At 66.6% G+C, this 20,622-nt stretch carries 14 protein-coding genes, 1 pseudogene and 1 riboswitch; of the genes and pseudogenes, 4 read left to right on the top strand and 11 right to left on the bottom strand.

Annotated elements, in window-relative coordinates; genetic code table 11:
* Positions 1–43: 43 nt before the first annotated feature.
* Positions 44–826, bottom strand: coding sequence for an ABC transporter ATP-binding protein (locus tag ACXAGF_RS11050; RefSeq protein ID WP_475016977.1), 783 nt, complete (start codon positions 824–826; stop codon positions 44–46).
* A 14-nt stretch (positions 827–840) separates the two neighbouring features.
* On the bottom strand, positions 841–1,992 hold the full coding sequence (locus ACXAGF_RS11055) for an ABC transporter permease (protein WP_475016979.1): 1,152 nt from the start codon (positions 1,990–1,992) through the stop codon (positions 841–843).
* Between the two features lie 149 nt (positions 1,993–2,141).
* Here ACXAGF_RS11055 and dgcA point away from each other — a divergent pair, with 149 nt between their 5' ends.
* Positions 2,142–3,125: an N-acetyl-D-Glu racemase DgcA gene (dgcA, locus tag ACXAGF_RS11060; RefSeq protein WP_475016981.1), complete on the top strand. Its 984-nt coding sequence runs from the start codon at positions 2,142–2,144 to the stop codon at positions 3,123–3,125.
* A 23-nt stretch (positions 3,126–3,148) separates the two neighbouring features.
* Here dgcA and ACXAGF_RS11065 read toward each other — a convergent pair whose 3' ends face one another.
* Positions 3,149–3,982 (bottom strand): UDP-2,3-diacylglucosamine diphosphatase, encoded by an 834-nt coding sequence (locus ACXAGF_RS11065; protein ID WP_475016983.1) that lies wholly within the window; start codon positions 3,980–3,982, stop codon positions 3,149–3,151.
* A gap of 245 nt (positions 3,983–4,227) precedes the next feature.
* On the opposite strand from ACXAGF_RS11065, the gene ACXAGF_RS11070 reads away from it, so the two are divergent.
* Positions 4,228–6,540 carry an NADP-dependent malic enzyme gene (locus tag ACXAGF_RS11070; protein WP_475016985.1) on the top strand — a complete coding sequence of 771 codons (2,313 nt, stop codon included), beginning with the start codon at positions 4,228–4,230 and terminating at the stop codon, positions 6,538–6,540.
* Between the two features lie 142 nt (positions 6,541–6,682).
* Here the strand turns inward: ACXAGF_RS11070 and ACXAGF_RS11075 are convergent, their stop codons facing one another.
* A complete protein-coding gene (locus tag ACXAGF_RS11075; RefSeq protein ID WP_475016987.1) occupies positions 6,683–7,747 on the bottom strand; it encodes a phytanoyl-CoA dioxygenase family protein in 1,065 nt (354 codons plus the stop codon).
* Positions 7,748–8,012: 265 nt separating this feature from the next.
* Here ACXAGF_RS11075 and ACXAGF_RS11080 point away from each other — a divergent pair, with 265 nt between their 5' ends.
* A complete protein-coding gene (locus tag ACXAGF_RS11080) occupies positions 8,013–9,110 on the top strand; it encodes a DUF2865 domain-containing protein (protein WP_475016989.1) in 1,098 nt (365 codons plus the stop codon).
* Here ACXAGF_RS11080 and bluB read toward each other — a convergent pair.
* The 4 genes from bluB to ACXAGF_RS11100 form a co-directional block, all read right to left on the bottom strand.
* Entirely contained in the window at positions 9,107–9,817 is a 711-nt protein-coding gene (bluB, locus tag ACXAGF_RS11085) for a 5,6-dimethylbenzimidazole synthase (RefSeq protein WP_475016991.1), read from the bottom strand. The two genes, ACXAGF_RS11080 and bluB, sit on opposite strands and share 4 nt — an antisense overlap.
* A 45-nt stretch (positions 9,818–9,862) precedes the next feature.
* A riboswitch (cobalamin riboswitch) is annotated at positions 9,863–10,073 on the bottom strand.
* A gap of 70 nt (positions 10,074–10,143) precedes the next feature.
* Positions 10,144–11,637: a diguanylate cyclase domain-containing protein gene (locus ACXAGF_RS11090; protein ID WP_475016993.1), complete on the bottom strand. Its 1,494-nt coding sequence runs from the start codon at positions 11,635–11,637 to the stop codon at positions 10,144–10,146.
* Between the two features lie 167 nt (positions 11,638–11,804).
* Complete coding sequence (locus tag ACXAGF_RS11095) at positions 11,805–12,629, bottom strand: TolB family protein (protein WP_475016995.1); 825 nt, start codon at positions 12,627–12,629, stop codon at positions 11,805–11,807.
* A 13-nt stretch (positions 12,630–12,642) separates the two neighbouring features.
* Positions 12,643–14,319 (bottom strand): NAD+ synthase, encoded by a 1,677-nt coding sequence (locus ACXAGF_RS11100; protein WP_475016997.1) that lies wholly within the window; start codon positions 14,317–14,319, stop codon positions 12,643–12,645.
* 341 nt (positions 14,320–14,660) lie between these two features.
* Here ACXAGF_RS11100 and ACXAGF_RS11105 point away from each other — a divergent pair, with 341 nt between their 5' ends.
* Positions 14,661–16,511, top strand: a complete 1,851-nt coding sequence (locus tag ACXAGF_RS11105) for an LTA synthase family protein (protein ID WP_475019264.1) — start codon at positions 14,661–14,663, stop codon at positions 16,509–16,511.
* 52 nt (positions 16,512–16,563) lie between these two features.
* On the opposite strand, the gene ACXAGF_RS11110 is transcribed toward ACXAGF_RS11105, so the two are convergent.
* The 3 genes and pseudogenes from ACXAGF_RS11110 to ACXAGF_RS11120 all read right to left on the bottom strand — a co-directional run.
* Positions 16,564–18,177 (bottom strand): glycoside hydrolase family 43 protein, encoded by a 1,614-nt coding sequence (locus tag ACXAGF_RS11110; RefSeq protein WP_475016999.1) that lies wholly within the window; start codon positions 18,175–18,177, stop codon positions 16,564–16,566.
* Positions 18,178–18,276: 99 nt separating this feature from the next.
* On the bottom strand, positions 18,277–19,308 hold the full coding sequence (gene mgrA / locus ACXAGF_RS11115; RefSeq protein WP_475017001.1) for an L-glyceraldehyde 3-phosphate reductase: 1,032 nt from the start codon (positions 19,306–19,308) through the stop codon (positions 18,277–18,279).
* A gap of 153 nt (positions 19,309–19,461) precedes the next feature.
* Positions 19,462–20,592, bottom strand: a pseudogene (locus ACXAGF_RS11120) (Gfo/Idh/MocA family protein); the annotation flags it as partial.
* Between the last annotated feature and the right edge of the window lie 30 nt (positions 20,593–20,622).

The raw sequence follows: 20,622 nt of genomic DNA on the forward strand, positions 1-20,622 counted from the left end.
TCAATTCAACTCCACCCGGCCCGCCGCGTCCAGCCGGCGCCGGTCACGCCCTGACGATCGACCGGGCGCGCTTGCCGCGGAAATAGGCCTTCACCCAGGGATCCTCGCAGGCGAGCATGTCCTTGATCGTCCCCTCGACCAGCACCTTCTTGTGTCCGAGGACCGCCACCCGGTCGCAGATCGAAAACAGGCTGTCGAGGTCATGGGTAACCATATAGACCGTCAGGCCCAGCGTGTCCCGCAACTTCGAGATCAACTCGTCGAATTCGGCGGCGCCGATGGGGTCGAGCCCCGAGGTCGGCTCGTCGAGGAAGACGAGGTCAGGATCGAGCGCCAGAGCGCGCGCCAGCGCCGCACGCTTGATCATGCCGCCCGAAAGCTCGGAGGGAAACTTGTCCGCCGCCTCCGGCGCCAGTCCGACCAGCTCGATCTTCAGCAGCGTCAACTCGTCCATCAGCGACTGTGGCAGGTCCAGGTATTCGCGCATCGGCACCTGGATGTTCTCGCGCACCGTCAGCGACGAGAACAGCGCGCCCTGCTGGAACAGCACGCCGAGCCGCATGTCGAGGGTTACGCGGTCCTGATCGCTGACCTTGTCGAAATTCGCACCGAGGATGCGGATGGTGCCGGAGCGGCGCGGCAGCAGCCGCAACACCGTGCGCATCAGCACCGACTTGCCGGCGCCCGAGGCCCCGACGAAGCCGAGGATCTCGCCGCGATAGATGTCCAGGTCGAGGTGGTCGAGAACGAGATGGTCGCCGAAGCCGACCGTCAGGTCCTTGACCGACAGCACCACTTCCCGCTCGCCCGTACTCCGGTTGTCCACGCCTGCCCCGTCCATCAGAAGTCGATCGCCGCATAGAACATGGCGAAGAGCCCGTCCATGAGAATCACGACGAAGATCGCCTTGACGACCGCGGAGGTGACATGCAGCCCGAGCGACTCGGCGCTGCCACCCACCTTCAGACCTTCCACCGAGGCGACGATGCCGATGACGAGCGCCATGAACGGTGCCTTGATCATGCCGGAGATGACGGTCGAGAGGTCGACTGCCTCGCGCAGGCGCGACATGAAGGTGTCGTAGGTAATGCCGGAATAGGTCTTGGCCACCACGGCGGCCCCGATCAGCGCCGAAAAATTGGCGACGACCGTCAGCAGCGGCAGGGCCACGGTGAGCGCCACCAGCCGCGGAAAGACCAGCACACCCACCGGCGACAGGCCCATCACCTTCAGCGCATCGACCTCCTCGCGCATCTTCATCGAGCCGATCTCGGCGGTGATCGCGCTGCCGGAGCGGCCGGCGATCATGATCGCCGTCAGGAGCACGCCGATCTCGCGCAACTGCAGGATGCCGACGAGGTCGACGACGAACACCTCGGCACCGAAATAGCGCAGCTGGAAGGCGCCCTGCTGGGCGATGATCGCGCCGATCAGGAAGGACATCAAAGTGATGATCGGCACGGCCTTGACGCCCATCTGATCGATCTGGTTGACGATCGCAGCCGGCGACACGCCGCTGTGTCGGCCGAACTTCAGCTGCGCGCCACGGACCGCCGAACCGAGGATGAACATCGCAGCGACAAGGTCGCCCCAGACCTCGACCACCGCCTTGCCGATCGGCGTCAGCAGCCGCTGCAGCAAGCTTGCCTTGCGCCCTTCCTTCCGTGGCTGGCGCAATTGTTCCGGCAATGCCTTGACGAGATCGAGGAACCGGCCTTGCGGGTCGACGATGCGGACCTCCGCACCGGCTGCGCTACGTGACGCCATCACCTGGCGGATCAGCCACGCACCCGCCGTATCCATCGCCTCGATCGCGCTGACGTCGATTTCGAGCGGAGCGCTCGAGTTGCGGCCGTTGAGCGTCGCCAGCTTGCGTTTGGCCTCGACCGCGGTCTGCGCGCGCCACACCCCGGACAGCCGCCAGAGCTCGCCGCCTCCTTGCGGGCGGTCACAGGCTTCGACTTCGGCGGAGGGGATGGTCGCGGATTTCAATGCTCTTGCTTCTTGCCGGACGATGCAGACGAATGATGGTAGGAACCATTGATTGCGACTCATACCGGTTCGACCGTGATCTGTCACCGCAAGAAGCCTGCGCGGCCCCCTGCACCGCCCTGATTTTTCTCCATTGGAGCCCAAGAACGATGCGCCGACACATTGCCACAGCGACGGAGCGCTTTCCGATCGCCGGAAGCTTCACGATCTCGCGCGGCAGCAAGACCGAAGCAGCCGTCGTCACCTGCCGAATCACCGCAGGCGGCCACACCGGCTGGGGCGAGTGCGTCCCCTACCAGCGCTATGGCGAATCAATCGACAGCGTGCTGGCCGAAATCGCCGCCGTCGCGGCCGCTGTCGAAGCCGGCGCTTCGCGCGAGGACCTTCGCCGAGACATGAAGGCCGGCGCCGCCCGCAACGCCGTCGACTGCGCCTTGTGGGATCTCGAGGCCAAGAGCAGCGGCCAACCCGCCTCGGCGAAGGTCAATGCCGCGCCGCCGCAGCCGCTGACCACGGCCTACACGATTTCGCTGGCATCGCCCGAGGAAATGGCGGCGCAGGCGGCCCGCCACGCCGGCCGCGAACTGCTGAAAGTCAAGGTCGGCACCGCCGACGACGCCGAACGGATCCGGGCGGTCCGCGCCGCCGCGCCGACGTCGCGGATCATCCTCGACGCCAACGAGGGCTGGAGCGGCGAAAACCTTGCGTATCATCTCGCCGTGTGTGCCGAGGCCGGGATCGACCTGGTGGAACAGCCGCTTGCGGCCGGACGGGACGAGGCATTGCGGCAGGTGCAGCGGAAAGTGCTTGTCTGCGCCGACGAAAGCGTCCACCTGGCCGCCGACCTTGCCGCGCTCGCCGACCGCTATGACGCCATCAACATCAAGCTCGACAAGGCCGGCGGCCTGACCGAAGCGCTGGAGCTGCGCCGCGAGGCTGTGCGCCTCGGCTTGCGGGTGATGGTGGGCTGCATGGTCGGCTCGTCGCTGGCGATGGCGCCCGCGGTCCTGCTCGCGCAAGGGGCCGATTTCGTCGATCTCGACGGACCGCTGCTGCTGGCGCGCGATCGCGAGCCCGTGCTGCGCTACACCGATTCGCTCGTTTATCCGCCAGAGACGCGCCTCTGGGGCTGAGCCCCCAACACCCCGACCTGCCGTCAGGCGGCTTCGTGGGCCGCGACCATGGTCGCATGGCCGAGCGAGAGCGACACCGGCGCGGGAGGCCGTGCCGCCGGCAGCTGCCAGGCAATCAGCTCCATGCTGCCGTCGAAGTGCTCGGCAACGGCTGTGCAACTCTCCACCCAGTCCCCGGTGTTGATGTAGCGGATGCCGTCGATGTCCTCGATCACGGCGTGGTGGATGTGGCCACAGATGACACCGTCGGCGTTATGCCTGCGTGCTTCTTCCGCAACCACCTGCTGGAAGGCACCGATGAAATTGACGGCGTGCTTCACCTGCAGCTTCGCCCAGGCCGAGAACGACCAGTAGGGCAGGCCCAGGCGCCGGCGGACGGCTGCAAGCGCGACGTTGACGGCAATGGCTGCATCATAGGCCCAGTCGCCGAGATAGGCGAGCAGACGGGCATTGCGCACGACGACGTCGAACTCGTCGCCGTGCAGGACCAGATAGCGCTTGCCGTCCGCCGCGACGTGGGTGATCTGCTCGGCGACCTCGATGCCGCCGAAGTGGATGCCGGGAAAGTCGCGCAGAAACTCGTCGTGATTGCCGGGGATGTAGATGATCCGCGTCCCCTTGCGCGCCTTGCGCAGCAGCTTCTGCACCACGTCGTTGCAGCCTTGCGGCCAGTACCAGCTGCGCTTCAGCCTCCAGCCGTCGACGATGTCGCCGACGAGCACGATTGTCTCGGCTTCGTGCCAACGCAGGAAGTCGAGCAGGAAGTCGGCCTTCGCCGCCCGAGAGCCGAGATGCACGTCGGACAGGAACAGGGTCCGCACGCGTCGAACCTCCGGTGTCGAGTCGTTGACGTCCATTTTCCTGCGCTCCGTCGCTGCCGTCACCGTCGCGGACAGGCGTCCGCCCCGCCAAGCTGAAACCAGACTCGTGTATCAGGAGAATGACAGCCGCCCCGTCCGTCGGCACCCGCCACTGTTACGAACAGGAGGTATGGCTTGCACGCACGGGAAATTGCGGCTTTATGGCAACGGCCAAGCTTCACGGCGCGTCGCATCCGTGCCAGAAGCGGCGGCACGACGCGTTGAACTCGGGCAGGAAGCACATGACCACTGGCGATAAATCGAAGACGAAACCCACGCCCGCGAGCGGCGACATCGACCAGCAGGCGCTGTTCTTCCACCGTCATCCGCGACCGGGAAAGCTCGAGATCCAGCCGACCAAGCCGCTCGGCAACCAGCGTGACCTCGCGCTGGCCTACTCGCCCGGCGTCGCCGCTCCGTGCCTTGCGATCCGCGACAACCCCGAGACCGCGGCCGACTACACCGCGCGCGCAAACCTCGTGGCGGTCATCTCGAACGGCACCGCCGTGCTCGGACTCGGCAATATCGGCCCGCTTGCCTCCAAGCCCGTGATGGAGGGCAAGGCGGTCCTGTTCAAGAAGTTCGCCGGCATCGACGTCTTCGACATCGAGGTCGACGCGGCCGCCGTCGACGAGATGGTCAATGTCATCTCGGCGCTCGAGCCCACCTTCGGGGGCATCAACCTCGAGGACATCAAGGCGCCGGAGTGCTTCGAGGTCGAGCGCCGCCTGCGTGAGAAGATGAACATACCGGTCTTCCACGACGACCAGCACGGGACAGCGATCATCGTCGCCGCCGCGGTACTGAACGGCCTGGAACTCGCCGGAAAAAACATCGCGGAGGCCAAGATCGTCGCCTCCGGCGCCGGCGCGGCTGCACTGGCCTGCCTCAATCTGCTCGTCACGCTTGGCGCCCGGCGCGAGAACATCTGGGTCCACGACATCGAAGGTCTCGTCTACAAGGGCCGCGAGGCACTGATGGACCAGTGGAAGTCCGTCTATGCGCAGGAGACCGACAAGCGCGAGCTGGCCCAGACGATCGATGGGGCCGATGTGTTCCTCGGCCTGTCCGCCGCCGGCGTGCTGAAGCCGGAACTGCTCGCCCGCATGGGCGACAAGCCGCTGATCATGGCGCTGGCGAACCCGACGCCGGAGATCATGCCGGAGGAGGCGCGCGCCGCGCGGCCCGACGCGATGATCTGTACCGGTCGGTCCGACTTTCCCAACCAGGTCAACAACGTACTCTGCTTTCCCTACATCTTCCGTGGCGCGCTCGATTGCGGCGCCCGGACGATCAACGAGGAGATGAAGATGGCGGCGGTCCGCGCGATCGCCGCCCTCGCCCGCGAGGAGGTCTCCGACGTCGCCGCGCGCGCCTATTCCGGCGAGACACCCGTGTTCGGCCCGAACTACCTGATCCCCTCGCCCTTCGATCCGCGCCTGATCCTGCGCATCGCCCCGGCGGTCGCGCAAGCGGCGGCCGACAGCGGCGTCGCCACCCGGCCGATCGCCGATCACGACGCCTATCTCGACCTGCTCAACCGCTTCGTCTGGCGCTCCGGCTTCGTCATGAAGCCGATCTTTGCCGCCGCCCGGAAGGCGGAGAAGAAGCGCGTGATCTTCGCCGAGGGCGAGGACGAGCGCGTGTTGCGGGCCGCGCAGGTTCTGCTGGAGGAAAGCATCGCCCTGCCGATCCTGATCGGCCGCCCGCAGATCATCGAGACCCGGCTCAAGCGCTACGGCTTGCGCATTCGTCCTTCCGTCGATTTCGAGGTCGTCAACCCGGAAGACGATCCGCGCTACCGTGACTATGTCGACGACTATTTCAAGCTGGTCGGCCGGCAGGGCGTGATCCCGGAGGCCGCACGCACGATCGTGCGCACGAACCAGACGGTGATCGGCGCACTCGCGGTTCGCCGTGGCGAGGCGGACGCGCTGATCTGCGGCGTCGAGGGGCGCTATGCCAAGCACCTGCGCGACGTCAGACAGATCATCGGCCTGCGCGAAGGCGTGACGGACTTCTCCGCGCTCAGCCTGCTGATCTCGCAGCGCGGCGCGACCTTCTTCACCGACACCTATGTGAGCATCGACCCGACCGCCGAGGAAGTGGCCCAGACGACGGTGATGGCCGCCAGGGAAATCCGCCGGTTCGGCATCGTTCCGCGCGCGGCGCTGGTGTCGCACTCCAATTTCGGCTCGCGCGATTCCGTCAGCGCCTTCAAGATGCGCGCGGCAATGGCGCTGGTGCGGCAAATGGCACCGGAGCTCGAGGCCGACGGCGAGATGCACGGCGATTCGGCGATTTCCGAGGCCCTGCGCCAGCGCGTCATGCCGAGCAGCACGCTGACCGGCGAGGCCAACCTCCTGGTGTTTCCGAATCTCGATGCGGCCAACATCACCCTCGGCGTGCTGAAGACCATGACCGACGGCCTGCATGTCGGCCCGATCCTGCTCGGCGCCGCCATGCCCGCCCACATCCTCTCGCCATCGGTGACCTCACGCGGCGTCGTCAACATGGCGGCCCTGGCGGTGGTGGAGGCGTCCTCCCCCGCGTGAGCGGATCCGACGATCAGGGAGCGGCGGGCACCTAGCCGGCCGCCGGTTCCCGGCTCCGGACTGTCGGCCCGTCCCGCTTTTCCACCGTCACCGATGGGGCACAGGTCTTTGGCGCCGATGGCGCGCCCGGCGCCGGTCCGCCCTAAGCCTTCGGCTTCTTCAGCCGCTTCGACCATTCCAGCGCCTTGCCGGGACCGGCGGGCGCCCAGGGCGAACCCTTCAGGCCGAGCCGGCCGCGCAGCCGCATGGCGCCGATCACGAGCCGGTTGACCCGGGACCTGATGACGGACAGCGAGGCGATGTGCAGGCCGGTAACCGGCAGGAACGGGTTTCGGCGCAGCGAGCCATAGATCTCCACCCGCGTCGTCGACTTGTAGCTCGGGCAGCGCGCGTGGAATCCGTGGGTATCGGCGACGATCAGCGTGTTCGCCTTGACCACCATCCGCACCGGCTGGCCGTAGCCGAGCGCGGCAAGTTCGTCCGGCATGATGCGCAGGGAGCCGCGCGCCGAATACTTGTTCTCGAGGGTGTCGGCGTTCTCGCTGATGCGCTTTTCCCAGGCCATGCGTTGCGGCGTGATCTTGTGCGAACCTGGCACGTAGGAAAACGGACCGTCCTCCTCGCCGACATCCTTCAGGAACAGCCAGGCCTTGGCCGTCGGCTGGAAGGTATCGCTGTGCAGGGCCGTCTGCGGATCGGAGGCAGCCTCCTTCGACGGCGTCGACGGCAGCGCCATCACCACCTGCACCACGAGCAGCGGCTGGCCGTCATGCGAGGAGACATAGCGCAGAAGGTTCGACATCCGCGGATCGTTGCGGGCGGCCTTGAAGCCCGGCAGGCGTTCCAGGTCGCTGTCGTCGATCAGCGCCCGGCGCGTGACCGTCGTGCCCTGCAGCATGTCGTAGCGGTCGAAATCGGCGTTCTCCAGTTCGGCCGTCACCTGCGCGAACACCTCGGGCGGCAGAAAGTTCTCGATCTTGACGAAGCCGTTCTGCTCGTATTCGCGTCGTTGCTCGGCCGTGACCCGGTGCGCCAGCGACTTGCGCCGCCAGTCGGCCATGTCCATCGCCAGGCCGACGCGCTTGGCATGCAGGCCCATCCGGTTCAGCGTCTTGCTGCCGATGATCGGATTGTCCGCAAAGGACTTGGCGCCGGACGCCAGCTGGAGGGCATAGAACGGGCTCAGCAGAACGGAGGAAAGGCGCATAAAGGACCTGTGGCTGTGGATGGGACCGGACCGGTCCGACCGGGATTGACTGGCCCGCTTGACTGGCCCGAACGCCGGCCGGTGGACGCACTTTGCTACACCAAGGGCCGGGCGATATCAATTCCGGCGACTCGTGCCGGTCTGGTCGGCCGTTAGCGCAAACCTCGGCATTGCCGATATTAATCACTTTCGTGGGCAGTTCGTTGCACCCGCGCGCCGGGGCCGTATGATGGCGGTGCATCCTGCGAGTCTGACCGGAGCCACCATGGCCCCCCTGAGCATGTACCGATCGATGGTTCTGGCGGCTGCCGCAATTGCCTGCGCGGTGGCCTTGCCGGCACGGGCGAGCGACACCTGCATCGATCTGCGCGCGCAGCTTGCCAGCCTGCCCCCGGTCGCGGACCGAAGCAGCGAGACGCGCCGGTATTCCAACGAGATCTCGCAGCGCAATCTGCAGCTGCGAAAGGCCAGGGCCGACCTCCGCCGGCTCGGCTGCAGCAACGGCAGCGTCAAAATCTATGGCGGTGCGAATGCCGACGAGTGCGCCGCCGTCGAGGGGACCACCGCCGAGATCGAGCGCAGCCTGCAGGCTCTGGAACAACGGCGCAATGCGATCGCCCATGCCGGCGACCGCACCGCCCGCGCGACCCTGCTGGCCGACCTCGAACTGTACGGCTGCAACGAGACCATCGCCAACGGCCGGCCGGCGGAGGAGCAACTGGCCTACGATTCGCCAGTGACCATGCCGGACGAGGAATTCGGTGACGACGGTCTCTCGTCACGCTATGCCGCCGCGCCGGGTTATGCACCGGCGGGCCGGCTCAAGACGGTCTGCGTCAGGACCTGCGACGGCGCGTTCTTCCCGATCGCCCACGGCGTATCGCCGCTCGACTTCCGCCGCGACCAGCGCCTCTGCACCAGGATGTGCCCGCAGACCGAGACCGAACTCTTCTACGAGGCACTCGATTCGGTCGACACCGGCCAGATGGTCTCGACCGTGACCGGACGGACCTATGCCCGGTTGCCGAATGCCTTTGCCTACCGCACGCGCGACGCCGCCCGGTCGGAGGACTGCGGTTGCGATCTTGCCGCCTACTACCGCCAGGCGGCGGGAGGGCGTGCGATCCCGCTGGCCGGCCGGGACACCGGCTCCGGCCTTGGCGCGGCAAAGGGATTGACCAGGGACGATGCAGGCTCGGTCACGACTATCCGCATGCGGCCGGTCGGCACGCCGGCGAGCGAGGAGGCGATCGCCGAACGGCCTTTCGATCCGGCAAAGGACAAGGTGCGCTCGGTCGGCCCGGTCTTCCTGCCGGACAAGGAGCATGCGATCGATCTGCGCAACCCCGCCGGCGCGAACTAGGATCCGCGCGCCGACGGTCTCTCGCCCCGACAGTCCCACCGCCCCTCGAACACCAGCTCCTCCAGCGGCAGGCGCTGGCGCCAGCCTTTCACCGCAAGCTCGGGCTCGCGGTAAAGCTCGTCGACGAAGCCGAGGCACAGCCAGGCGACGATCTCGATCCGCTCCGGGATGCCGAGCAGGCTGCGAATGTCCGCGTCATGAAAGATGCTGACCCAGCCGACGCCGACGCCCTCGGCGCGCGCGGCCAGCCACAGGTTCTGCACGGCGCAGACGGTGGAATAGACGTCCATGCGCGGATTGTGCGTCCGGCCCAGCACGACGCCGCCGCCGCGGTCCGGATCGCAGGTTACGCAGATGCTGAGCGGCGCCTTGCGGATGCCCTCGAGCTTCAGCGAGCGATACAGCGACCGCCGCTCCTCGGGAAACATCATCGCCGCCTCGTCATTGGCGCGCGCAAAGGCCGCGTGGGCCGCTCCACGCACTTGCGGATCGCGGACCAGAATGAAATTCCATGGTTGCATGAAGCCGACCGAGGGGGCGCTGTGCGCCGCCCGCAGCAGGCGTTCGACCAGGGCATCCGGCAGCGGCTCGGACAGGAACTGGTCGCGCACGTCGCGACGCGTTTCGATGGCGCGGTATACGGCCGCCCGGTCATCGGGCGAAAAGGCTTGCGCGCGGACGAGATCGTCCATCGGCGGAGGTTGCATCGTCATCTCCCCAACAATGCGTTCAACCGTCCGCCGTCCGCGCGGGCAGGTCCATCTCGCCAGGCCGGTCTTCTGACTCCGGTTCACCCGGCCATGCCTGCCTTCCCGGTCAAGGACCAGTGGCAGTGTCGAAAGGATCGCATCCTTCCCGGCTTGGCCGTCCCCGTCACAGCGCTGGGCACGTTCCGGCTTCGGGGCGAGCCCCACCGAATTCCCGATTATCCCCCTTGGGGGCACCTGACGGACTGCACTTGTGCACATCGCCGGCCGTCGTTCAAGGCCGGTATCGACACCGGAGTGTCTGTTTCCGGCGATGGAGTGGCGGCTCAGGCCGCGTCGATCGCCGGCTGCTGCCCGGCATCGGCCGGTGTGGCGAACATCGCCTGGTTCCGGCCGCCGTTCTTGGCGGCATAGAGCGCGGCGTCGGCCACCACCATGATGTCGTGCACCGTCCGCCCATGGTCCGGGAAGACGGCGACGCCGGCGCTGCTGCCGACGCTGAGGATCTGGCCCTCGAACGGGATCGGTATCTGCGCGTCGCGGACGAGGCCGTTGGCCAGGTCCAGAAGGTCCTGCCTCGCCACCAGGCCTGGAAGCAGCACGGCGAACTCGTCGCCGCCGAGCCGCGCCACCGTCCCCCGCGTGCCGATCCGCTCCAGGAAACGGCCGGCGACCGTCCTCAACACGGCATCGCCGGCAGCGTGGCCGTAGCGGTCGTTGACGGCCTTGAACCGGTCGAGGTCGATGGCAAACACGGCGAGCGGCCTTTCGGCCGTTTCCAGCATCTTCTTGACGCTGTCGTCGAAGCCGGAACGGTTGAGCAGCCCGGTCAGGGCGTCGTGGCGGGCGAGATAGGAATTGCGCGACTCGCTGCGCTGCAGCGCGCGGACCAGGGCCGAAAACTTGTAGGTGACGAAACCCATCACCAGGCCGAAGATCGCCACCAGCGCAGTGATCTGCGGCATCGCCATGGCCCACACGAACGAGCCCGGACGGTTGGGGCGCCAGGAAGCGACCATCGGATTGAACGCGTCGCCGCCGACGCCGGTCAGCAGCAGGTTGTCGTCGACGGTGGTGATCGGCGAAAAGCCGAGTTCCTTCAGTCCGAGCCGCTGTTCCGAGCCGGCCAGCATCTTCGCCGAGATCGGCTTGACGGTGACCATGAGCACCGGCGCCTTGCGCTCGTCCGGGATGAACAGCCGCTTCGGCACCACCGACTGTACGACGACGATGCTCATCGTTCCGTCGATCATCCGCATGCCGGTGACGTTGATCTGGTCCAGGGCCGGCGACAGAACGGTACCGCTCTCGCGGGGACCTCCCAGGAACCAGCCGTCGCGCGTGCGGCGCAGCGCCGCGTAGTAGGCCGCCTCCGCTCGCTTGGTCAGGTCGCTGATCCAGTACAGCAGCTTGTCGGCTTTCCTGGCCTCGACAACGTTGCCCTTGTGCACGGCCAGGATCGTGCTGGCCCCGGGCTTGGTGAACACCATCCACGAAAAGCCGAAGTCGCTCCACAGCCAGTCGCGCAGTTCCCGGCGGATGAACTCGTCGCTGAACGAGCCGTCGGCCAGTTCGTCGAAACTCTTGTCCCAGACCGACATGCCGCTCTGGTAGAGCACCACCTGCTCGATCTGGTGGCGGAACTCGTTCTTGACCAGAGTTTTCTCGGTGCTGGCGACAAACTCGTTGGCCTGCCGGACAGAGTAGTCGAGCACCATGAAGTTGGCGCAAGCGAACAGGGCGACGATCGCCACCGCCGCAAGACCGATCATGATCTTAACGCTGCCACGGCGCACGACCGCAGCCCCAGCACTCGCCATTTTCCCCTCATGCATGCCTTGGACCGACATGCCCCTCTTGTCGTTAACCCGGGAAAATAGCGAAAAAGAGGGAACTTTCCCTTAAGCGGCGTGGTATCCAATTACTTAAGATTGTTCTGGGCAGCGGTTATGCACGTCTTGATCCGACACGCCCGAGGACAGGACCGTCAGGCAGCCGGGACGTATCGAACGAAGGCGAATGCCCGGCCGTCGGGCGACCAGTTCGGCACGTTCATCGTCCCCTGCCCGCCAAACAGCTCGAACAGCACGCGGTCGTTGCCACCGTCGGCCTCCATCAGGCGCAGGCAGACATGACGGTCACGCGGATGGTCAAGCACGTCCCCGTCGTAGGACAGCACCAGCAGCCGCCTGCCATCGGGCGAGGGGTGCGGAAACCAGTCGTTCCAGGGGCTGTCGGTGATCCGCGTGACGTCGCGGCCGTCCGGCCGCACCCGCCAGATCTGCATGCGGCCGGTACGGCTGGAGTTGAAATAGATCCACCCGTCGCTTGACCAGTCCGGGCCGTCGTTGCGGCCCTCGCCGAACGTCAGCCGCCTCTCCTCCCCGCCGTCGGCCGAAATGGTATAGATGTCGAAGACGTCATCGCGAATGCCGCAGTAGCAGAGGCTGGTCCCGTCCGGAGACCAGCCGTGCCAGTAGGACGGCAGGTTGGGCGTGAGAAGCCGTGGCGCGCCACCTTCGGCCGGCAGGAGATAGATCGCGGACTTGCCGAATTCGGACTTGTCGGTGATCGCCAGAAGCCGGCCGTCCGGCGATGGTCCGTGGTCGTTGTTGCAGCGAACCGCAAACCCGGTGTCGATCGGCTCCGGCGGGCGACCATCGAGCGGCAGCCGGTACAGCCGCCCATCTCCGTTGACGATCAGCGCGGCGCCGTCGCGCGCAAAGTTCGGCGCCTCGACCAGGCGATCGGTCTGCCAGACGATACGCGTGCGTCCCGTCGTTACGTCGTGGATCTCGACCGAGCTGCGCATGGTCCTGCTCCGGTCAGCGGTCGCGGAACCGGTTGGTGATCGGATAGCGCCGGTCACGGCCGAAGTTCTTCTTCGTGATCTTCACGCCCGGCGCCGATTGCCGGCGCTTGTACTCGGCGATGTAGAGCAGGTGCTCGACCCGGTGCACAGTCGCCTCGTCGTGCCCCCGCGCGACGATCTCCTCCGTACCCATCTCGTTCTCCACCAGGCATTCCAGGATGTCGTCCAGCACCGGATAGGGCGGCAGAGAATCCTGGTCGGTCTGGTTCGGCCTGAGCTCGGCCGACGGCGCCTTGTCGATGATGTTGTGCGGGATCACCTCGCCCGACGGACCGAAAGCGCCGGGCGGCACGCAGCCGTTGCGCCATCGGGCCAGCGCGTAGACCTGCATCTTGTAGAGGTCCTTGATCGGATTGAAGCCGCCGTTCATGTCGCCGTAGAGCGTAGCGTAGCCGACCGACATCTCCGATTTGTTGCCGGTCGTCACCACCATCGAGCCGAACTTGTTGGAGATCGCCATCAGGATCGTTCCGCGCGTGCGGCTTTGCAGGTTCTCCTCGGTGATCCCCGGCTCGGTGCCCTCGAACATGTCGGACAGCGAGTCCAGGAAGCCCGCAACGGGCGCCTCGATCGGGACGATGTCGTAGCGGCAACCCAGCGCCTCGGCGCAGGCCGCGGCGTCGGTCAGCGATTCCTGCGAGGTGTAGCGATAGGGCAGCATCACGCAGCGCACCCGCTCCTCGCCGAGCGCATCGACAGCGATGGCCGCGCAGATCGCCGAGTCGATGCCGCCGGACAGGCCGAGCACGACGTTCTTGAAGCCGTTCTTGTTGACGTAGTCGCGGAAGCCGAGCACGCAGGCGCGGTAGTCCGCCTCCTCCCCTTCGGGAAGCTTGGACATCGGCCCGCCGTCACACCGCCAGCCGCCGTTTTCCCGGCGCCAGGTGACGAGCGCGACCGTCTCCTCGAACTGGCTCATCTGGAAGGCAACCGACTTGTCGGCGTTGAGGCCGAAGCTCGCGCCGTCGAAGACGAGTTCGTCCTGCCCGCCGAGCTGGTTGGCGTAGACGATCGGCAGGCCCGTTTCGATCACCTGCCGCATCGCCACCTGATGGCGGATGTCGATCTTGCCGCGGTGATAGGGCGAGCCGTTGGGCGACAGCAGCAACTCGGCGCCGCTCTCGGCCAGGGTCTCGCAGACCCCGAGGTCGCCCCAGATGTCCTCGCAGATCGGGATGCCGAGCCGGACGCCGCGGAAATTGACCGGCCCCGGCATCGCGCCCTGGTCGAACACGCGCTTCTCGTCGAACTCGCCGTAATTGGGCAGATCGACCTTGTCGCGTGTCGCGATGATCTTGCCGCCATCGAGCACGGCGACCGAGTTGTGCCGGCCGGTATCGCCAAGCCGTGGAAAGCCGATGATGACGCCGGGACCGCCGTCGGCGGTGTCGGCCGCCAGCGCCTCGACCGCGGCCTCGCACGCCTTCAGAAAGGCGGGCTTCAGCACCAGGTCCTCCGGCGGATAGCCGGAAATGAACAGTTCCGTCAGAAGCAGCAGATCCGCGCCCTGTACGCCCGCATCCGTCCGCGCCGCGCGCGCCTTGGCCAGGTTGCCGGCAACGTCCCCGACCGTCGGGTTGAGCTGCGCGACCGCGATGCGAAGCGTGGTCCGGTTGTTGGTATCGATCATCTCTGTCCTCGATCAGCCCGCGCGCCGGCGTCAGGCCAGCTCCGCAGCATGCTCTTTAGAGCATGGCGGCCGATTTGAAAACGAACGGCTTTCGTTTGTGCAGTCGACCGGCGCCACGATGAACGAGCCCCGCCCTGGCGTCTCCTGTCCGGCCGACGGCGCAACCAGGGACGACCTCAGGCGTTGCAAGAGCATTCATCCCCCATTCAAGATGACAGGGATATGACAACCATAATAAACTTTTGTGAAGCCTGGAGTAGAGTGTGCGCACTGTGAGTTCAGCCGTGGCCGTCACGGCCCGCAAGCAGACGCTTGGCGTCAAGACGAGCCGCCCCCTCTGGATGGCACGGGGGATGGAAGCCCTGCGCTCCGTCGGGCTGACGCTGCTGCTGGCGATCCTGACCGTTGCCGCTGTCGAACTCATCACCCGCAAGTCGCTTGCCGGCACCGCCACCTTCCTCACGACCCTTTCGCAGCCCGGCTGGACCACCTGCGCCCTGTTCGTGCTCGCCTTTCTCGCCCTCGACGCGCTGATCGGCCGCCAGCACAAGGCGGTGCTTGTGCTGGCCCCGCTCGCGCTCGTCATGGCCTTTATTTCCGTCCAGAAGCAGATCTTTCTCACCGACCCGCTCTACCCGACCGACCTGCTGTTCGGTCGGCAGATCATGGAACTGATGCCGGCGCTGGTTCGCGACCGGCCCGGGATGGCCGTCGCGGTCGGCCTCGGCACCGTGGGCGCCCTGGCGGCGCTCGTTTCCGCCTGGGTCTACGCCTGGAAGCGCTTCCGTCCCCTGTCCATGAAGGAGCGCGCGCTTCGGCTGGCGATCGCCGTGCCGATTCTGGCCGGCTTCGTCTCGATCATGGACTACAACCAGTTCTCCTGGCTTCGCGATCGGCTCCGGATCTTCCCGATCATGTGGGACCAGGCCGAAAACTACCGCCACAACGGCTTCGCGCTCGCCTTTGCGATCAACCTGCCGATGGCCAATGTCAGCGCGCCCGCGGGCTACATGAACGACGCGATCGATCGCATCTTCCAGGAGCCGCTGCCGGCCGGCACGAGTCATCGCTCCAAGCCGGACGTGATCGTGGTGATGAGCGAATCGCTCTGGGATCCGACGCGCCTGCCGGCGGTGAAGCTGACCCCGGACCCGATGCCGGTCATCCGCGCGAACACGACGGGCGCAATCTTCTCGCCCGAGTTCGGCGGCCTGACCGCGAACATCGAGTTCGAGGCGCTGACCGGCTTCTCCAACGCATTCCTGCCAACCGGCAGCATCCCCTACCAGCAGTACATCCGCAATCCGATTCCTTCGCTGGCCACCTTCTTCCGCGGCGAGGGCTACACGGCACGCGCGATCCATCCCTTTGCCGGCTGGTTCTGGAACCGGACCTCCGTCTACAAGTCCTTCGGCTTCGAGACGTTCCGGACCCAGGAGACCATGCCGGCGATGCCCAAGCGCGGCATCTTCGCTTCCGACGAGGCGCTGATGAAGGAACTGATCCAGCAGGCCGACGCGCAGCAGGACCCGTTCTTCTTCTTCACGGTCACGCTTCAGGGCCATGGTCCTTACGAGCCGAACCGCTACGCCAGGAACACGATCGGCGTCGAGGGCAACCTGCCGCTGGCCGAACGACAGGCGCTGGCTACCTATGCCCAGGGCATCAAGGAGGCCGACGACAGCCTGAAGATGCTGATGGACTGGGCGCGCGACCGCGACCGCGAGACGATCATCGTGGTGTTCGGCGACCACCTGCCGCCGCTCAACAAGGTCTACACCGCGACCGGCTACATGAAGCAGGTCACTGCGACGCGGCGCGCACCGGTGGAGCAGATGCGGGCCGAGCACGAGACACCGCTTGTGATCTGGTCCAACAAGACCGGCGCAAAGGAAGGCCTCGGCACCATCAGCCCGGCGCTTCTGCCCTACCATATCCTCAAGGAGGCCGGGTATGAGCACCCCTACTACACCGGTTTCCTGGGCCGCGTTCAGGAGCGCTTTGAGGTCGTCGATCGCTACCAGCTGATCCGCCAGGACGGCCGCGCCACCGCCGACTGGTCGCGCCAGAAGGACATCGATCCGGTCATCCGCGACTATCGTTTCCTGCAGCACGACATCATGTTCGGCAAGCGCCACGGCCAGCAGCGCTTCTTCCCCTCGCACGCGGACGTCGTCGGCCCGGCGTCCTGACGGCCGGGCGAAGCTTGATCGGTCCCCCGGTTCCCGCGCGACCGGGGTTTGCTCAGGACGCTGCCCGGTAGAGGAAACGGCCGAAGTCGGCCGTCCTGCCCTGACCCGAGGTGTCAAAGGCGAACAGCCCGGCGAAGGCGCCGGTAAAGGAGCCGTGCTCGCCGCGCCCGCCCTCGTCGGACACCACGCCGGCGTCCAGCACCGGTCCGATTGCCGACCATGGGCCGCCGTCGGCCGGCCGCCAGAAGAATTGCAGTTCGTTGCCCGCGACCTCCATCGCCAGCCCCACCGGTCCTGCCCCGACCGCAACGCCGCTGCCGAGCGGAAACGCCAGGCGACTTTCCGGATAGTCGCCAGCACAGGACAGTATGGTCAGCACCTGGCCCAGCCGCTCGTGCAAGGTCAGGCCGAGGGCATGAAACTTGTGGCGATTGTAGTAGTGGGTGAGGCCCGCCACCTGCTGATAGGTATCGGGCAGGAAGTCCAGCACGGTCTCGGCGCGGAAGTCGTGGTGTTCCTGGCGACGAGCGACGAGCGCCTGCTCGAACCAGCTGCCGATGCTCTCGCGGCCGAACAAGCGGAGGTAGCCGGGCCGGTCCGAAAGCGAGAACAGCCGCTCCGCCCTCGGCGTGCGCAGCCACTGGAACTCCGGCGGCAGCGCCCCGCCGTCGAAATGCCGTTCGATCTCCGCCGGGCGCTCTTCGGCAACGGACTCCAGGGGCGCCGGCACTGCCGCCGCCGGCAGCGCACCGCCCTCTTCCAGGTAGAGCCAGCCGTCGTCGCGCCAGACGCATTTCTGGATTGCGGTCTCGCGGCCGAGCGTGCAGCGCCGATGGGGGGGCAGCGGGCGGCCGCACAGGTGGGTGTGGTAGGCTTGGCCGTCCGCCGTCTCGACATACTGCCCGTGGCCGGCGCGCTGCAGGCCGGCGTGCGGATGGTCCTTCGCGGTAATCAGGTGCACCTGAGGGTGCATCTCATAGGGTCCGTCGATATGGCGCGACCGGGCCATCGTCACCGCGTGGTCGTAGCCGGTGCCACCTTCGGCCGTCGTCAGGTAGTACCAGCCGTTGCGCTTGAACAGGTGTGGCCCCTCGACGAGACCGAGCGCACTGCCGGCGAAGATGTTCCGCGCCGGCCCGACGAGGCGCCGCTCGGCGGCGTCCCACTCCTGCAGCAGGATGCCGTCGAAAGCCGGCGACTTCGGCGCCCCGCCATAACTTTCAGTCCGGTGATTCCACTGCATGTTGAGAAACCACTTGCGACCGTCCTCATCATGGAACAGCGACGGGTCGAAGCCGGAGGAATTGACGTAGACGGGATCGGACCAGGGGGCTTCGATCGCGGGCGCGGTGACGATGTAGTTGTGCGCGTCCTTGAAGTTGCCGTCGAAACGCTTGACGTCGGTGTAGACCAGCCAGAACAGCCCATCGGCATGGGAAAGGCACGGCGCCCAGACCCCGCAGCTGTCGGGGTTGCCGCGCATGTCGAGCTGGCCCGCGCGCTCGAGCGGCCGGCGCACCAGCCGCCAGTTCACGAGATCCCGCGAGTGATGGATCTGTACGCCCGGATACCACTCGAAGGTCGAGGTGGCGATGTAGTAGTCGTCGCCGACGCGGCAGATCGACGGGTCCGGGTTGAAGCCCGGCAGGATCGGATTGCGGATCAACGTTGGCCTCCCCGGCGGCGCGCCACGCCTGCCGTACGCACCTCATCATCTTGCTGAGAGAGGCCGCCCGAAGGTTTCGGGCGGCCACTGTCGGTCGGACTATTCGAGCTCGGCCGAGCGGGCCCAGAGGTTGATGTCCGCCTCCTTCGCGTAGCGATCGATTTCGCTCAGTTCCTCGGCCGTGAAATCGGGCGTCTCCAGCGCCTTGGCGCAATCGACGATCTGCGCTGCACGGCTGGCGCCGATCAGGGCCGAGGTGATGCGGCCGCCCCGCAGCACCCAGGCGATCGCCATCTGCGCCAGCGTCTGGCCGCGGCGTTCGGCGATCTGGTTGAGCTTGCGGATATTGTCGAGGATCTCGGGGCGGATGAAATCCTTCTTCAGGAAGTGATTCTGCGCCGCACGGCTCTCGTCGGGAATACCGCCGAGATACTTCGTCGTCAGCATGCCCTGTGCCAGCGGCGAGAACACGATCGAGCCGATGCCGAGTTCCTCCAGCGTGTCGACCAGGCCGTCGGTCTCGACCCAGCGGTTGAGCATCGAGTAGCTCGGCTGGTGGATCAGGCATGGCGTGCCGAGTTCCTTCAGGATCGTGGCCGCCTCGCGGGTGCGTTGCGAGTTGTAGGAGGAAATGCCGACATAGAGCGCGCGACCGGAGCGGACGATGTGGTCGAGCGCGCCGCAGGTCTCCTCCAGCGGGGTTTCCGGGTCGAAGCGATGCGAATAGAAGATGTCGACGTAGTCGAGCCCCATCCGCTTCAGGCTCTGGTCACAGGAGGCGATCAGGTACTTCCGGCTGCCCCACTCGCCGTAGGGGCCCGGCCACATGTCGTAGCCGGCCTTGGACGAAATGATCAGTTCGTCCCGCAGGCCGGAAAAGTCGGTGCGCAGGATCTCGCCGAACGCGGTCTCGGCCGAGCCGGCCGGCGGTCCGTAGTTGTTGGCGAGATCGAAATGGGTGATGCCGAGGTCGAAGGCGGTACGGCACATCTCGACCTTGCGTTGGTGCGGCGTCTCGTCTCCGAAATTGTGCCAGAGCCCGAGCGAGATGGCCGGCAGCTTGAGGCCGGAGCGTCCAACGCGGTTGTATTTCATGGTGTCGTAGCGGTTTTCCGCGGGCAGCCAGGCCATAATGGTATTCCTTTGCTTTCAATTCGGGCGGGACTGGATACTCCCGCCCGGGCACGTTCCACAAGTGGCTAAGGACGTGTCGGCGCGACCGCTCTAGGCGATCGCCACCTTCCGCGTCGGCGTGCCCTTCCTCGCCGACGACAGCGCCGCGTCGCGCAGCAGCGACCGCGCCTCGTCGATACCGAGCGCCGCCGGTTGGGTGCAGGTGGTGGACAGGTCGACGAAGCGCCCCTCCTCGCCCGACTTCAGGATCGACACCATCACGTCGACGCCGTGCAGGGTTCGCGCCAGCGAGCAGCGCGGCTCCCGCCCCGCCATGATCGCGGCCGCCATTTCCGCAAGCCCGACGGCGCGGTAGTTGGCGCGCATGCCGCCCGGGAACTCCTCGTTGTCGACAGCGAGCGGATGGCTCCACATCGGCACCTCGGTGACATCCTTGCTCCTGCCGCTCACCTCGACCGCGCCGCCGAAGAAGTTCGGGTCGGGCACGAAGATCGAGCCTTCGGTGCCGTACAGCTCGATCGGCGCATGGCGGTGCGACCAGACATCCCAGCTCGCCCCCATCGTGATCGTCGCGCCGCTTTCGAACTCCAGCAGCGCATGGACCGTCGTCGGCGTCTTGACCGGGATCACCTCGCCGGCGCGCGGCTGGCTGGTGATGGTGCGGGTCGGCGATGCCGAAGACGTGATCGCCGCAACCCGCCTGACCGGGCCGATCAGGTTGATGAGGCTGGCGATGTAGTAGGGCCCGAGGTCGAGCACCGGTCCGCCGCCGGGAAGGAAGAAGAAGTCCGGGTTCGGATGCCACATTTCCATCCCGGGGCTCATCACGTGGCAGGTGCCCGACGTGATGCGCCCGACCTTGCCGGCGTCGATCTCCGCACGGGCAAGCTGGTGTCCGCCGCCGAGGAAGGTGTCGGGCGCGCAGCCGACCGTCAGCCCTTTCTCCGTCGCGATCCGGCGCAGTTCCTCGCCCTGCTCGAGCGACAGCACCAGCGGCTTCTCCGAATAGACGTGCTTTCCGGCCTCCAGGATCGCCCGCGATACCGGATAGTGCGCCTCGGGAATCGTCAGGTTGACGACAATGTCGACATCCGGGTTTGTCAGCAGCGTCTCGATCGGCTGCGCCTCGACGCCGTACTCCGCCGCCCGCGTTTCCGCGGCGGCCATGCTGATGTCGGCGCAGGCGACGATCCTGATGCCCTTGAACAGGGGCACGAGCGAGAAGTAGGTGGTGGAGATGTTGCCGCATCCGATGATGCCGACGCCGAGTTCCTTGGTCATGTGCTGCTCTTTCGGTTCGTATGATGGGAC

This window comes from Mycoplana sp. ABR4_002 (assembly GCF_056159645.1).